The sequence below is a fragment of the uncultured Tateyamaria sp. genome (assembly GCF_947503415.1).
Lineage (GTDB): Bacteria > Pseudomonadota > Alphaproteobacteria > Rhodobacterales > Rhodobacteraceae > Tateyamaria.
Genome location: NZ_CANNDS010000001.1, coordinates 1,041,977 through 1,056,072, shown reverse-complemented (window position 1 = coordinate 1,056,072; position 14,096 = coordinate 1,041,977). Strand labels below are relative to the sequence as shown.

General features: G+C 60.3%; 13 protein-coding genes. 4 read left to right on the top strand and 9 right to left on the bottom strand.

Annotation, left to right across the window (positions count from 1 at the left end):
- Positions 1–9 precede the first annotated feature (9 nt).
- Positions 10–504: a DUF3576 domain-containing protein gene (locus tag Q1A32_RS05050; protein WP_299608745.1), complete on the bottom strand. Its 495-nt coding sequence runs from the start codon at positions 502–504 to the stop codon at positions 10–12.
- A gap of 263 nt (positions 505–767) precedes the next feature.
- On the opposite strand from Q1A32_RS05050, the gene Q1A32_RS05045 reads away from it, so the two are divergent.
- Both Q1A32_RS05045 and Q1A32_RS05040 read left to right on the top strand, forming a co-directional pair.
- A complete protein-coding gene (locus Q1A32_RS05045) occupies positions 768–1,766 on the top strand; it encodes a porin (RefSeq protein ID WP_299650355.1) in 999 nt (332 codons plus the stop codon).
- A 122-nt stretch (positions 1,767–1,888) separates the two neighbouring features.
- Positions 1,889–2,545, top strand: a complete 657-nt coding sequence (locus Q1A32_RS05040; RefSeq protein ID WP_299650352.1) for a YggS family pyridoxal phosphate-dependent enzyme — start codon at positions 1,889–1,891, stop codon at positions 2,543–2,545.
- A 2-nt stretch (positions 2,546–2,547) separates the two neighbouring features.
- Here the strand turns inward: Q1A32_RS05040 and Q1A32_RS05035 are convergent, their stop codons facing one another.
- Complete coding sequence (locus tag Q1A32_RS05035) at positions 2,548–3,042, bottom strand: L,D-transpeptidase (protein WP_299650349.1); 495 nt, start codon at positions 3,040–3,042, stop codon at positions 2,548–2,550.
- Positions 3,039–4,127: a GTP cyclohydrolase II gene (ribA, locus tag Q1A32_RS05030; RefSeq protein WP_299608757.1), complete on the bottom strand. Its 1,089-nt coding sequence runs from the start codon at positions 4,125–4,127 to the stop codon at positions 3,039–3,041. The genes Q1A32_RS05035 and ribA overlap by 4 nt, the downstream gene beginning before the upstream one ends.
- A 162-nt stretch (positions 4,128–4,289) precedes the next feature.
- Between ribA and Q1A32_RS05025 the strand changes: the two genes are divergently transcribed.
- Positions 4,290–4,976, top strand: a complete 687-nt coding sequence (locus Q1A32_RS05025) for a response regulator transcription factor (protein WP_299608760.1) — start codon at positions 4,290–4,292, stop codon at positions 4,974–4,976.
- Between the two features lie 234 nt (positions 4,977–5,210).
- Here the strand turns inward: Q1A32_RS05025 and Q1A32_RS05020 are convergent, their stop codons facing one another.
- The 5 genes from Q1A32_RS05020 to Q1A32_RS05000 form a co-directional block, all read right to left on the bottom strand.
- The gene (locus Q1A32_RS05020; RefSeq protein WP_299650346.1) at positions 5,211–5,936 is read right to left on the bottom strand and encodes an alpha/beta fold hydrolase; all 726 of its coding nucleotides are present in this window, start codon (positions 5,934–5,936) and stop codon (positions 5,211–5,213) included.
- On the bottom strand, positions 5,933–7,471 hold the full coding sequence (locus tag Q1A32_RS05015; protein ID WP_299652784.1) for a proline/glycine betaine ABC transporter permease: 1,539 nt from the start codon (positions 7,469–7,471) through the stop codon (positions 5,933–5,935). The genes Q1A32_RS05020 and Q1A32_RS05015 overlap by 4 nt, the downstream gene beginning before the upstream one ends.
- Positions 7,471–8,529 carry a glycine betaine/L-proline ABC transporter ATP-binding protein gene (locus Q1A32_RS05010; protein WP_299610893.1) on the bottom strand — a complete coding sequence of 353 codons (1,059 nt, stop codon included), beginning with the start codon at positions 8,527–8,529 and terminating at the stop codon, positions 7,471–7,473. Before Q1A32_RS05010 ends, Q1A32_RS05015 begins: the two co-directional genes overlap by 1 nt.
- Positions 8,530–8,600: 71 nt before the next feature.
- Positions 8,601–9,560, bottom strand: coding sequence for a glycine betaine ABC transporter substrate-binding protein (locus Q1A32_RS05005; RefSeq protein WP_299650343.1), 960 nt, complete (start codon positions 9,558–9,560; stop codon positions 8,601–8,603).
- A 36-nt stretch (positions 9,561–9,596) separates the two neighbouring features.
- Positions 9,597–10,610 (bottom strand): D-cysteine desulfhydrase, encoded by a 1,014-nt coding sequence (locus Q1A32_RS05000; RefSeq protein ID WP_299652782.1) that lies wholly within the window; start codon positions 10,608–10,610, stop codon positions 9,597–9,599.
- Between the two features lie 192 nt (positions 10,611–10,802).
- Between Q1A32_RS05000 and Q1A32_RS04995 the strand changes: the two genes are divergently transcribed.
- Positions 10,803–11,693 carry a LysR family transcriptional regulator gene (locus tag Q1A32_RS04995; protein WP_299650340.1) on the top strand — a complete coding sequence of 297 codons (891 nt, stop codon included), beginning with the start codon at positions 10,803–10,805 and terminating at the stop codon, positions 11,691–11,693.
- A 74-nt stretch (positions 11,694–11,767) separates the two neighbouring features.
- On the opposite strand, the gene Q1A32_RS04990 is transcribed toward Q1A32_RS04995, so the two are convergent.
- Positions 11,768–13,990, bottom strand: coding sequence for a TRAP transporter fused permease subunit (locus Q1A32_RS04990; RefSeq protein ID WP_299650337.1), 2,223 nt, complete (start codon positions 13,988–13,990; stop codon positions 11,768–11,770).
- Positions 13,991–14,096 lie beyond the last annotated feature (106 nt).

The following is a 14,096-nucleotide window of genomic DNA, read 5'->3' as shown; positions in this document are numbered from 1 at the left end:
TGGAAGGGCTTAAAGGCGGTTGTCTGCCACACGCAGTTGGCGCGCACGGGTCAGGATCGCATCCTCGATCGCGCGCACGGTTGCGGCGCTGGCTGGGCCGTTACGGGTCTGCAAGGCCACATTCAGGGATCTTGCGTCCAGCGCCGGGTCGCCAATCAGGACAGTGGCCCGGTACGCACGACCACCGCCCGGCGGTGTGCCAAAGCCGGTCACAATGACGCCCGTAAACGGGTCAACCGATTGAATCGGAAGAAAATCGAGGACTTGCAGGCTTGCGGACCAGATGTATTTGTTGACCCGAACAATGGATTCCTGATTTCGGCGTGCACGCAGTGCTTCGCCCAGTGTCGTGCCCGACCGAATGTCACGCTCTCGTGCGCTGTCACCGTCACCGACAATACGTTCCGAGTCCGGGTCGGTAATACCGACGCGACCGCCGCATGCCGTCAGCACAAGCGCCAAAGAAAGAATGGCCAAGCGGCCCATTGCACGCGTTTTACGCATTGGAAGTCCCAACCCCTGTTCGTTGGGGACCGTGATAGCCAAGTTGCCAGCGGCTCGCAAGACACGGGCAAGGTGGCGTATCACACTGTTAATGCAGAAGGGACGGTGTGACCGGACTGTGGCAAAGCTGCACCAACCATGCCGGAATTGCGGCCAACACATGATGCGTCGCTTGAGATGCTCCGGCAAATGGTTGAGACAGCATCCATCCCCTCGCCGGATTCCCCGGTTAGGGCGTGTGACTTGAAACCGAGGGAAAACCAATGAAAAAAGTTCTCTTCGCTACAACCGCGCTGATTGCCACGACTGGCATGGCAGCTGCGGAAGTTAGCTTTGGCGGCTTTGGCCGCTTCGGCCTCGTTTATGACGAAAACAACGATGATACTGTCGGCAACGACGATGTCCGTATCGAACAGCGTTTCCGTCTGACCGTAACCGGCACCACAACTTCCGACAACGGTCTGGAATTCGAAGGTCGTATCCGCTTCCAAACGGATGACCAAGCCAATGGCAACAGCAGCCTGGCCGAGCAGTCGGCAGCTGGTTTTGCTGTGTCGACAGGCGGCTTCCGCCTCGACGTTGGTTCGGTTTCCGACGTTCTCGACTCGGGTGACGTTGTTGACTACTACGGCTTCGGCGTTGGTCTGACATCGTCGCTGGAACAGTCGACCGGTTTCGGCCTGCCTGCAAACGGCTTCGGCACCGTGGGTGACCCAGACGACCTGGTAACCGAGCAGGTTACTCCAACAGTTAAGCTGCGTTACACTGCAGGCGACTTCACTGTGTCGGCATCGGTTACAGACGGTACGTCCGCGCAGGACGAAACTGCTGGTACAGCAACCGAAGTTGAAGAATACCAGATTGGTGTTGGCTACAACTTCGGCAACTACTCGGTTGGCTTCGTGTACGGTAACGAAGAAACTGAAGATCGTGACGCTTCCGACGCTGTAGTCGCATCCACGGATGACGACTTCTGGGCCGTGTCGTTCGGTGGTGAAATCGGCGCTCTGGCGTTCTCGATCCTGATCGCGGACTACGATGCCAACGACGACACATCCTACGGCTTCTCGGTCAAGTATGACGTTGGCGCAGCAACCGAAATCCGTTTCGCTTTTGCTGACACCGGCATCGACGGCGACGACGAAGTCTACGGCATCGGCTTCCGCCACTCGCTGGGCGGCGGTGTATCGCTGCAAGGTGGTGTTGGTGAACTCGCCGACGGCGACACCTTTGCTGACCTGGGTGTGGTCTTCAACTTCTAATAGTTGACGACACAGACGATTTGGGGCGGGCCATTGGCCTGCCCCTTTTCGTTTCGACCCCTTTGCATTTGATCGCACGTCGTGCTTTGTGCCACCCATCCCCGAGGCGATAGGTGCACCCGATGTCACTTTCTGAAATAGCGGCAAGAATTGAAGCAGCCTGCGTCAAGGCAGGGCGGGCTCCTGACGCTGCACAACTGATTGCGGTCAGCAAGGTGCAACCTCTTGAGCGGGTGACGGCGGTATTGGATCAGGGACATCGCCTGTTTGGCGAGAACCGCGTGCAGGAAGCGGCTGGCAAATGGCCGGACCTGCGGGATCAATACGGCGACATTGATGTTCATCTGATCGGACCGCTGCAAAGCAACAAGACGCGGCAGGCGATGGAGCTTTTCCAGGCCATTCACTCTGTTGATCGACCCAAACTGGCCAAGACCATTGCACGACTGGCGCAAGAGATGGGGCATTGCCCTGACATCTTCCTGCAAATCAACACGGGCGAAGAGCCGCAAAAGGCCGGTGTCTTGCCTGCTGAGACCGATGCGTTTGTCGCTGAGTGCCGTGGGCTGGACCTGCCGATCCAAGGGCTGATGTGCATCCCGCCGGTCGATGAAGAGCCGTCGCTTCATTTTGCACTGCTGGCCAAGCTTGCAAACCGCAATGGGTTGTACGGGCTCTCCATGGGAATGAGCGGCGACTTCGAAAGCGCCATAGCGCTCGGAGCCACACATGTCCGCGTCGGCTCAGCCATTTTTGGCGAGCGGACAACACAGGCCTGAAGTCAGACGACGATCAACCGCGTCTGATACCGAATGCGCGGTGCAATCCACGCCAGATGATCCGGGCGCAATCCGATGCAGCCTTCGGTTGGATATCCCGGCCGGCGCCACCGGTGCATGAAGATGGCTGATCCTCGACCGGGCACGGCATATGGCCAATTCCAGTCCGTCAGGATCACCAGATCATACAGCGGATCCGCCCTGCGCAGCCGTTCGTGGCTGGGGGCATAGGGCGCACGCACCATGAGGTTGTAGTCCTCGTCATCCACATCATCGGACCACACGTCGCCGGGGCGAATGGGCAAAGCCCAGTTTGACGGGCGGGCCATGCGATCTGGACGGTACAGCATGCCAACGATCCGGTGAACGCCACGCGGAGTGGCACCATCGCCTTCGCGCTTGGTTCCCGTGACGCCACTTCTGCCGACAGTGCAGGGAAAGCAGCGCCCTGCAAATCGCATGCCGCGCGGCGTCACCACCATATCCAAGGGTGTCACAGCAGGTGCCCTGATTTCGCCGCCTTGGTGGCCAGATAATCTCGATTGAACCGGTTCTCGCCAACCTTCAGCGGCACACGTTCGGTCACGGTCACACCGCTGGCTTCCATCATCGAAACCTTGGCCGGGTTGTTGGTCAGCAACCGGACAGCGCTGAAACCCATGGACTTCAGAATATCTGACCCCAACCGGAAATCCCGTTCGTCATCCTCGAAGCCCAGGCGGTGGTTCGCATCTACCGTGTCAAAACCCTGATCCTGCAGAGCATATGCGCGCATCTTGTTCGCCAATCCGATGCCGCGCCCCTCCTGGTTCATATACAGCAGAACGCCGGTCCCCTCGGCCCCCATCTGGGCCAAGGCACCACGCAACTGCGGACCACAATCACATTTCAGACTGCCCATAAGATCGCCGGTGAAACAGGCCGAGTGCAATCGGGCCAACACCGGCTGACTGCGATCCGGGCGGCCAATCTCGATGGCGTAATGCTCTTCCCCGCCATCTTCGGGGCGAAACACATGCAGCCGTCCGGCCTCGGACACTTCCATTGGCAAACGGGCCTGCACAATCGGATGCAATGGGCTGCGGTCCTGCAAGAGCGGCTCCGCCAACGCCAAAGGCACAGCGGTGAGCCCTTGGGCCGCAGCCAAGGCAAACCCGTCCGGCACTTCAACGCACAAGGCCGCGGGCAGCAACCGGGCGGACTTGCACAATTGCAGCGCCGCACGATGGGGGGCGGCGTCGCCGTCGCGCACGGACCGCAACGGCCCCTTCATCGGTGTCGCCAAATCGTCGGCAGGATCAGCCAATGACTGCAACCATCCCAGCGCGGCGGCGTCAGGTACGGCAATCCGGGCCACGTCACCATCATAGACACGGGCCTTCAGCGTTTCCGCCCGCCATCCGGTCAACGCCAGCTCCAGGGATCCACCAAGGGCGCGCAACCCGGCCAGACGGTCAGGCGACAGCGCCTCCACCGCGACAGCCAGAATATGGGCCTCACCCATCACCACAATTGGCACGCCCATCCGCAGGTCCGCGCGTGCCCGCGCCAGCGTTTCGGTGATATCCGGGCCCAGTCCCATGTAACAAATCCTTTCCTACGCACCGCTCGACATAAGCAAATCCCACGAGAATTGAAACATTTGCACACTCCGTCACACATGGGCGTGAAACAAAACCTCCATAACTTGCTGAAATCACCCCCAAAGCGCATCTATCCCTCAACACGGACAGGGAGAAGAGCCATGGCACAACTGAAAAAGATTCTGCTGGTCGACGATGACGAAGACCTGCGCGAGGCGCTCAGCGAACAGCTGGTCATGACCGAAGACTTCGACGTGTTCGAGGCGGGCAATGGTCAGGACGCGCTGGTCAAGGCCAAGGAGGCGATCTACGACCTCGTGATTCTCGATGTGGGCCTGCCCGACACGGACGGCCGCGAACTTTGCCGCGTGATGCGCAAGCAGGGGGTCAAATCACCCATCCTGATGCTGACGGGTCACGACACCGACGCAGACACGATCCTCGGCCTTGATGCGGGTGCGAATGACTATGTCAGCAAGCCTTTCAAGTTCCCTGTCCTTCTGGCCCGTATCCGTGCCCAGCTGCGTCAGCATGAACAATCCGAAGATGCCGTTTTCACGCTTGGGCCGTACACGTTCAAGCCATCCGTCAAGATGCTGATCACCGAAGATGACCGGAAAATCCGCCTGACGGAGAAGGAAACCAACATCCTCAAATTCCTCTACCGTTCGACCGAAGGTGTGGTGGCCCGCGACGTGCTGCTGCACGAGGTGTGGGGTTACAATGCGGGTGTCACAACCCACACGCTGGAAACGCACATCTACCGTCTGCGCCAGAAAATCGAACCAGATCCGTCAAATGCGCGCCTTCTTGTGACCGAATCTGGTGGATATCGTCTGATGGCCTGAGTTTGATTTGGGTCAAGGCGGAACCTTTCGCCTTGGCTCAGGTTACAGGCTAGAAGCCCGCACATGTCGGGGCCGCCTCGCGGCAAAACATGTACCTCCCTGTTGGACTTGCCCGGGCCTGCGTGCCCGGGTTTTTTTTGTGCAGTGGTCAAGGTGACAGTGGCGTTGGAAGCGGGTGAATCCGCAGCAATGCGGTGGCGCAAGACGCTCCTTGGGCCAAGGCGCAGACTGCCGTCAAACGTGGCTCAGATGATCTTGCAACAGGGCTGCAAACAGGTCCGGTTTCTCAAGATGCACGGCATGGGCGCAAGCCGGAACAACGGCAAGGCGCGTGTTCGGGATTGTCTTCCACAACTGTTCCGTCTGCGCCCATGCATAGGTCCGGTCGCAGTCTCCCCAGATGATCAGCGTCTTTGGCCGAAGAGCGGCAAGTGCGGCTTCGCCTGACCAGCCTTCCATCGCATCCAGTCCCGCCATGATGGCGGGCAAAGTCGCCCGTTCTGCGATTGCGGCGCAGCTTGCATAACCGGGGGCGGCGTCGCCCCGCAGGAACCAGGTCGCTGCGATCCGCCGGGCGGTAGTGCGTGCCCCATCTGTCTGTGCCCGCGCCTTGCTTTGCGCGATTGTCTCGAACCGTCCGGGCAAGACGCCCTTGGCCCCCGTCGCATAGAGGATAAGGGACGCGATCCTGTCCGGCACCTTCCGAGCAATGTCCTGAACGATCATACCGCCCATGGAGTGGCCAAGCAGGTGGAACTGACGCACCCCCCGTTTCTCCAACTGCTCAGTCACCCAGTCCGCGAATCCGCCAATGGTGTTGATCGGCTCCAAATCGGCGTTCCGTCCGAACCCCGGCAGGTCGAGGGCAATCACCTCGTGACTGTCCGACAGCGCCGCCACCTCGCCATCCCATTGCGCGCCACCACCCATGAACCCATGGACCATGACAAGCGGTGTCACTTGCGCTGCCCCTGAACAATCCGGTCAAGGATCATCGCGCAAAACAGGATTGCAAAGCCGGCAAGGATCCCCTGGCCGACATTCGCGTATTGCAGCGCTTCCAGCACGTCCTCGCCCAGCCCCTTGGCCCCGATCAGAGAGGCGACAACAACCATCGCCAGCGACAGCATGATCGTCTGGTTGATGCCCGCCCGGATCGAGGGGCTGGCAAGGGGCAAATCAACCCGCGTCAACAAATACCACTTGTTCGCCCCGAAAGAGATCGCAGCCTCGCGCACGCTTTCCGGCACACCGCGCAGGCCAAGTACAGTCAGGCGCACCACAGGCGTGCCACCAAAGATCATCGTGGTCACCACGGCCGCAGGCTTGCCGGTCCCGAAAAAGGCGATGACAGGGATCATGAAGACAAAAGCAGGCATGGTCTGCATGAAATCCATGATCGGCTGAATGGCCGAATAGAACCGCGGACGGCGTGCCGCGAACATACCCAGGGGAATACCAATCAGGATCGACAGGCACGCGGCAGTGCCCAGCAGGGCCAGCGTTGTCATCGCTTTTTCCCAGAACCCCAGCAAGCCCATGTAGGACAGGAACGCGCCCGAATAGATCGCCATGCGGACACCAGCCGTCAACCAAGTCAGCAGGATGATCAACGCGGCAATCACGATCCACGGCGTACTGACAAACACGATCTCCAGCGCGTCCAGCAGCAGGCGGATCACGAAGGTGATCCCGTCGAACAGCGCCTCGCCATTCAGAACCGCCCAGTTGAAAAAGGTCTCGACCCATTCGATGCTGGTCAGGCGGATGTCCGGGTTGGTCGGGAAATTGCCCAGCAGATCGAAGCGCCCCGGAAAGCTGTAGTGCAGCATCGCGGCCAGCACGATCAGGGCCATGAATATCGCGCTAAAGACGATCTGGGATACGGGCATGCCGGACCGGACCGAGCGGTCGGACAACCAGTCGGAAAAGCGCGCCTCAAGCGCCCAGTTGGCCACCATCGCCTGTGCCGCCTTGGCCAGCAGCAAGATGACCAAGCCGATCAGCACGATCTGTGGCCCCTGCGCGGCCATGGCGGCCGCCTCGTCGCGCATGCCGCCAATGTTGGCCTCAAGACCCTCTACGGCCCTTTGGAAGGCATCGACCCTGTCGGACCCGCTTTCGATGGCGGCGGCCAGTTGCTGGCGCCGCAGCTCCAGCGTGCCCTCGATTGAGGCGATGCGCGCCATCGCATCCGCGCCCAGATCACCGAAAAGGCCGCGCGCAATTTGCACCAGCGCCAGCGCTTCGATGATCAGAAATGGCAGGGCCCAGGACCACAGCCCACGTGCCCCGAACCAGATGGGACCAAACAGCCCGGCCATCAGGTTGAGGGTCGGGGTGAACCGGGCCGACGCGCCAATCTTGTTGAAATTCCTGATGTAGTAATCCGGACTGGTCCGCACGAAGGTGCGGATATTGTCACGCCGCTCTTCTGCATAGGCGATCGCGGCATCGCTGTGCGGATCGTCGAGTGGGTTCACTGTGGCGTCCATCATGAAACCTCCGTTCCTTCGATCACGGTGCGCAGCAGATCCGCGCGGGTGATGATGCCTGCATCCTGCCCACCGTCCTGCACAAGGATCGGGTTGGCGTCGTCAATGGCGAGGTTGATCAGATTGCTCAGGGTCTCCTGCCCGTCGACACGCGGGGCGCTGGCCGGGATCGGGCCATTGCTGGCGACATAGGCGTCCATCGGCTGCATGACGGCATGGGCATGCACCACTTTCAGGCGCGAGATACCGGCAACGAAATCCGCCACATAATCATCCGCGGGCTGCATCACGATATCCTCGGCCGTGCCGACCTGAACCACCTTGCCATCGCGCATGATGGCAATGCGGTCGCCAATGCGCACGGCTTCATCCAAGTCATGCGTGATAAAGATCGTGGTCTTTTTCAGGATTTTGGACAGGCGGATGAACTCGTCCTGCAACTGCCGCCGAATAAGCGGATCAAGCGCAGAGAACGGCTCGTCCATCAACAGGACATCCGGGTTCGCGGCCAAGGCGCGTGCAAGGCCGACGCGTTGCTGCATGCCGCCCGACAACTCATGCGCAAATTTGGAGCCCCAGGCCCCCAACTCGACAATATCAAGGATGGCGGCCGCCTGCCGCATACGTTCATTCTTGGCGACTTGCCGAATTTCCAGCGGCATCGCGACATTGTCCAGAACAGACCGATGCGGCATCAGGGCAAAGTTCTGAAACACCATGCCGATCTTGCGATTGCGGAAGGTCTGCAACTCTTTCGGCCCAAGGGCCATGACATCGGTGCCCTCAATCTCGATCTTGCCCGCTGTCGGTTCCAGCAGGCGATTGAAATGGCGCACAAGGGTGGACTTGCCGCTGCCGGACAGACCCATGATGCAGAAGATCTCTCCGCGATTGACGGACAAGCTGACATCGGCGACGCCCACGACGGCATTGTGTTCCGCCAGCACCTCGGCCTTGCTCAGCCCACGGTCGCGAATGGCTTGCAGTGCCTGCTCCGGCTTGGCGCCAAAAATCTTCCAGACGTTGGAGATTTCGATGACCCGTTCATTGGTCTGCATTGTCGCGTCACCCACATTCAGGGGCGTCGGCACGGGGGACCGTGCCGACAGGGATCATGGTCTTGCGCGGATCAAAGACCCAACATCGCGTCCACGCGATCCGAGTTCGCTTCGACCCAGTCTTTTGCAACGTCAGCCGGCTCACGACCTTGGGCGCTGATCTCGAAGGCAAGGTTGCTGACATCATCGGCGGACAGCGCGAAATTGGCAAAGAACTCGGCAATGGCCGGTGATCGGTCGCCCAGCGAGTTGGACCATGCGATCTGCACCTGCTTGAGGTCATCCTTGGTGGCGACCATCGACTTTTCATACCAGTCCGCATCGTCGGAGGGCTGGATCATGTTGTATTTTGCTGGATCGAAGGTTGGCTCCGTCAACATGGTCACGTCGAACATGTACCAGACCGCGTGCGGCTCATAGCAGTAGAACGCATAACCTTCGCCTTTGGCGATGCTGTCCTTGATGCGCGCCGTTTTCACGGCTTCTTCGGCGCGGATGGGTTCAATAAAGTCGAGCAGGCCGTAATCGCGGACCTTCACCTCGTTCACATTGGCAGAGGCCCAGCCGGGTGCACCAATCCACATCTCTCCCAGGCCGTTGCCGTCGCTGTCCATCAGGGCGGCCACGTCAGGACGCCCCAGGTCCGCAATGTCAGTGATGTCGTTGGCGGCAGCAAAGTCCTTGGAGACGCAAAAACCCTGATTGCCTTGATACGGGTTGGACGACAACGTCACCGTGCCCGCCTCATCGACATATTGCTTGGTGAAACTTTCCTGGTTCGGCAGCCAGACATCGGGGTGGACATCAATGTCGCCTTCGCCCTGATCCATGGCTTGGAAAATGGTGGCATTGTTGCCCGGAACATAGTCAACGGTTCCGCCAATGCGCGTGGTCACAATCTCGCCCAGGACATAGGCGATGGCCTGTGCGCCGGTCCAGGTCGGGACACCGATTTTCACTTCTTCTGCAAAGGCCGGCACGGCGAGGACGCTTGTCATCGCCGCCGTCATCAATTTCATCTTCAATGTCATTTCAGGTTTCTCCTTGTTGGTCAGTCTTTTTTGTTTTTATGAGCTGTAGCCCGGCAAATCGAAGGTCTCGGGATAGCCGAACAGGGCGGCACTGCCGCCAGTATGGGTGAAAACGACGTTGCTCATACCGTCGAAATAGCCCTTGCGGGTCAGGTCGATCAGCCCATCAAGGCCCTTGCCGGAATAGACCGGGTCGAACAAAAGCCCTTCGGTCTGCGCCAGCAGTTTCAGCGCGGCGATCATCCCGTCCGTCGGAAGACCATAGCCCGGACCGACATAGTCGCAATTGGCACGGACGCTGCTGCGGGCGATGTCGTCGGGCATGCCCAGAAAGGCCGCTGTTTTCTGTGCAAGGTCAAAGACCATGCCTTCCTGCTTTTCTTGCGGTGCCCGCACGCCGATGCCCAGCAGGTGAATGTCGCTTTCGATGGCGGCCAATCCTGCGACCAGCCCGGCCTGCGTACCGGACGATCCGGTGGCATGCACAAGCGCGTCGATCTTCAGGCCCATGCCGCTGGCCTGCTCGACCAGTTCGCGGGCGCAATTGACATACCCCAGCGCGCCAATCGGGTTGGAGCCGCCGCCGGGGATGATGTAGGGCGTCTTTCCGTCCTGCTGCAAACTGTCGGCCAACCGCTCCATTTCCGCATTCATGTCGGTGCCGCCGCTGCGCTTTGACACGGTCGCCCCATGCAGGCGATCCAGCAGCACGTTGCCGTTCATGATGTAGTTTTCATCATTTGACCCGGTGCGGTCCTCAAGCAGAATATGACAGCCCATGCCAAGTTTGGCCGCCGCCGCAGCGGTCTGGCGGGCATGATTTGACTGGGTGGCGCCTTGGGTGATGATGGTGTCTGCACCCTTTTGCTGGGCGTCAGCCATCAGATACTCAAGCTTGCGGGTCTTGTTGCCGCCCGACGACAGACCGGTACAATCGTCCCGTTTCACCCACAGTCGCGGACCACCCAGCATCTCGCTCAGGCGGTCCATCGGTTCCAGCGGGGTCGGAAAGTGTCCCAGCGCGACCCGCGGAAACTGCGCCAGCCGCACGGCAAGCTCCTTGCAGCGGCTCGCCAGCACATCGGTGTCACTGGTCAAATCTTGCGCCGTCATGTGTTCAGTAGCAGTCACGATGTCCCCCATGCCTCGATCAGCCCAAGCATCATCTAGGGCCAGATAGAAAAACAGTGCTTTTTGCTTGGGCTGCCCATACATTTCCTTTGGCTGGACCTGGGGGACGCGATGCAATTGCAATGGTTGGACGACGTTCTTGTCTTGCTGGAAGAAGGGAACATGTCCCGCGCCGCCGCCCGCCGAAACATCACTCAGCCTGCATTCTCAAGGCGTATTCGCGGGTTCGAGGACTGGCTTGGCGTGACCGTTCTGGACCGGCAGACCAACAGGGTGGAGATCAGCGACGCCCTTCTGTCCAACGAGGCCGAAATCCGCGCGCTGATGGCCCGCCTGCGAGAGCTGCGCACAAAAATTGCGCAATTCGACAAGGCGCGTCAGACGGTTGAGCTGGCCGCCCAGCACGCTCCTGTCTGTGCAACCTTCCCCGATATGGCACTGCGGGCCAGGCGCAGCTTTCCGGGCCTGCAATTCCGCGTGCGCGCCGGCAATCTGAATGACTGTGTGTCCATGTTTCTGCGGGGCGATACCAGCATGCTGCTGTGTTACGAGGCCGAAAGCATCGGCCCGCTTCAGTTCGGCCCGGAGATCCGGCGCGGCATCTGGGGAAACGACTATCTGGTCCCGGTGGTCGGCGGCGCGCTGCGCTATATCGTGACGGACGCGGGCGAGGTTCCGGCCGACACGCCCGCGATCGTCTATCCGGTGGGCAGCTACTTCGGTGAGGTGCTGCAGAAGAACGACAGGCCGTTCGGCATTGCGGGCTCCGGTGCCAACGCATTCAGCGTGTCAGCCTTTTCCAGCGGCACACGGGAGCTGGTGCTTCATGGGCTTGGCATTGGCTGGCTCCCCTTCAGCATGGCGCATCGTGAGATCGAAAGCGGTGAACTGATCTCGCTTGCGAACCGCTATGGTCAGGAAGCGTTGCAGGCGGCGGTCTATGCCAACAGGAACGTCGAAATGGCACAAGCCTTGATGGAGCTTTGGTCAAAGGGCGCGTGACAGGCAAACGCCGCGCCTCGCCTAGAAGGGCAAGGCGCGATCATACTCGCGCACGCGCAGATCACCGGCGAAGCTTACGATGCCGCCGGTTTCGGGTTCGCCGCACGGGACAGAACGAACAGCGCGACTGCCCCGCCCACTCCAATCAGGTCCGACACAATACCGCCCTCGATCATAAAGAGCGCGACAACAATCAACCCAGCCCGGATCGGCCAGCTCGCCCGCCGTGCGGTCCACCAGCCCTGCACGCCCGATGACAACAGGAAGACGCCAAAGATGGCAGTCGCACCGGCACGCAAAACCTCGAACCACGTGCCGTCCATCAACAGTGCTGAGTTATAGAAGAACATGAACGGCACGATGAAGGCAGAGATTCCGATCTTGAAGGACGCGACAGAGGTTTCCATCGGATTGGCCCCGGAAATACCAGCAGCAGCATAGCTGGCCAGCGCCACAGGCGGCGTGATGGCAGAGACGACGGCGAAATAGAACACGAAGAAATGCGCGGTAAGGGCGGGAATGCCCAGCTGAACCAAGCCCGGCGCCACGACGCTTGCGGCAACCGCATAGGCGGCTGTCGTGGGCATCCCCATGCCCAACAGGATCGAAATGCACATGGCAAAGAACAGCGCCAGCAACTGGTTCGCATCTGCAATGCTCAGCAACACGGATGAGAACCGCGCGCCCACACCGGTCAGGGAAATGACGCCGACGATAATGCCCGCGCAGGCGCAGACGGCAATGATCTGGATCGACATGATGCCCGCCAGCTCGAACGCCTTCGCGATGGATCGCAGGCCCATGCGGTAGGGGGTAAACCAACTGACCACGGCGGCGGCAGCCGTCGCCAATGTCCCGGCGCGGATCACCGAATAGCCCATGAACAGGGCCGCGATCAGAATGACAATCGGCAGGAACAGGAACACCCGCCGCGCCATGTCGCGGAACTTTGGCAACTCATCCTCGCGCATCCCGCGCATGCCAAGCTTCGCGGCCTCGAAATCGACCATGAAATAGATCGATACGAAATACAGGACCGCAGGAATGATCGCGGCGATGGCAATGTCGGTATAGGGAATGCCGGTGATCTCGGCCATGATGAACGCACCGGCGCCCATGATGGGCGGCATGATCTGCCCGCCGGTAGAGGCTGCCGCCTCAACCGCGCCTGCGGTTGTCTGCCTGTAGCCGACCTTTTTCATCAGGGGGATCGTCAGGGACCCGGTGGCCACCACGTTGCCCGCCGATGTCCCGTTGATCATCCCCATCAAGCCACTGGCAAAGATGGAAACCTTGGCCGGACCACCGCGCGCGCGGCCTGCGGCGGCAAAGGCGAAGTTGACGAAATACTCGCCAACTTTCGACGCCTGCAAGAAGGCGGCAAAGATGATGAAGAGAATGATGTAGGTCGAGGACACCGCCGTTGTCGGCCCCAAGATGCCCGCATCGGTATAGACTTGGCTGAAGAAACGCTGCCACGCGATGTCGGGTGCGTTCAGGAAGCCGGGCAGCAGGTCACCGACAAACACGTAGACCAGAAAGATGCCCGCAATCACGATCAGGGCCAGACCGGCCACCCGCCGCGTCATCTCCATGATCAATGCGGTACCTGCCACGGCGGCAAGGCTCATTCCGATGGGGGCAAAGGGCGTGCCGGTGGCGTTGCGCATCAACGTGCCAAAGACGGTGATCAGATAGATCGCGACAGCAACGGAACAGACAACAAGCACCAGATCCGCCGACGCGATACTGCCGCGCACCCGCGGCCGCAGCCAGCCAACCACGATGCCAATCGCCGTGGCCGCGATCAGCGGCACGCCGTAGTGCCAAATCTCAGCCGTTCGAATGGCCGCATCAATGCCGTTCCACATCGTGCCGCCCGCGATCTGCGTGGCAAAGGTAATCGCTGTGTAGCAGGCATAGAAGGCAGGCAGCAAAGCCAGGTAGGCGACCATATCAAGCGGGTGCCTGCCGCCCCTGTCCCGCTCCGGAAATTCGCGTGCCGAATACAGCAGGAATCCAAGGATCAAAGCCCCGGCAATGTGAACAATCCGAAAGTTCCACGTCTCCATCGGAAAGACGGGAAGGCCCGGAATATCGATCCCCGTCCACGAATTGATCGACCACCCGTTCAGGACGGCCATGTGGAAAATGGCGTAGAGACCGGAAATCGTGGCAATGGCCAGATAGGCCCGACCTTCGAAGGCGCGGCGATTGTGTTCTACGGGTTCGTCATCAACACCATCGACATTGATCGGCCCGTCGGGCACATCGTCTCGCTGAGCGTTGATGGTCATTCTATACCCCCTTGCCGTGCGCCCTTGTGGCCGCATCATTCCGTCGCTTTGAAATGTCTCATGATATGGAAAAGCGATGGCCGCACCAGCGGCGCGGCCATCACAA

Excerpts from the sequence above, each read along its gene's own strand:
- Q1A32_RS05045 (WP_299650355.1), top strand. The coding sequence starts at position 768 with ATGAAAAAAGTTCTCTTCGCTACAACCGCGCTGATTGCCACGACTGGC.
- Q1A32_RS05040 (WP_299650352.1), top strand. The coding sequence starts at position 1,889 with ATGTCACTTTCTGAAATAGCGGCAAGAATTGAAGCAGCCTGCGTCAAG.
- Q1A32_RS04990 (WP_299650337.1), bottom strand. The coding sequence starts at position 13,990 with ATGACCATCAACGCTCAGCGAGACGATGTGCCCGACGGGCCGATCAAT.
- Q1A32_RS04995 (WP_299650340.1), top strand. The coding sequence starts at position 10,803 with ATGCAATTGCAATGGTTGGACGACGTTCTTGTCTTGCTGGAAGAAGGG.
- Q1A32_RS05050 (WP_299608745.1), bottom strand. The coding sequence starts at position 504 with ATGCGTAAAACGCGTGCAATGGGCCGCTTGGCCATTCTTTCTTTGGCG.
- Q1A32_RS05005 (WP_299650343.1), bottom strand. The coding sequence starts at position 9,560 with ATGACATTGAAGATGAAATTGATGACGGCGGCGATGACAAGCGTCCTC.
- ribA (WP_299608757.1), bottom strand. The coding sequence starts at position 4,127 with ATGGGACTGGGCCCGGATATCACCGAAACGCTGGCGCGGGCACGCGCG.
- Q1A32_RS05015 (WP_299652784.1), bottom strand. The coding sequence starts at position 7,471 with ATGGACGCCACAGTGAACCCACTCGACGATCCGCACAGCGATGCCGCG.
- Q1A32_RS05010 (WP_299610893.1), bottom strand. The coding sequence starts at position 8,529 with ATGCAGACCAATGAACGGGTCATCGAAATCTCCAACGTCTGGAAGATT.
- Q1A32_RS05025 (WP_299608760.1), top strand. The coding sequence starts at position 4,290 with ATGGCACAACTGAAAAAGATTCTGCTGGTCGACGATGACGAAGACCTG.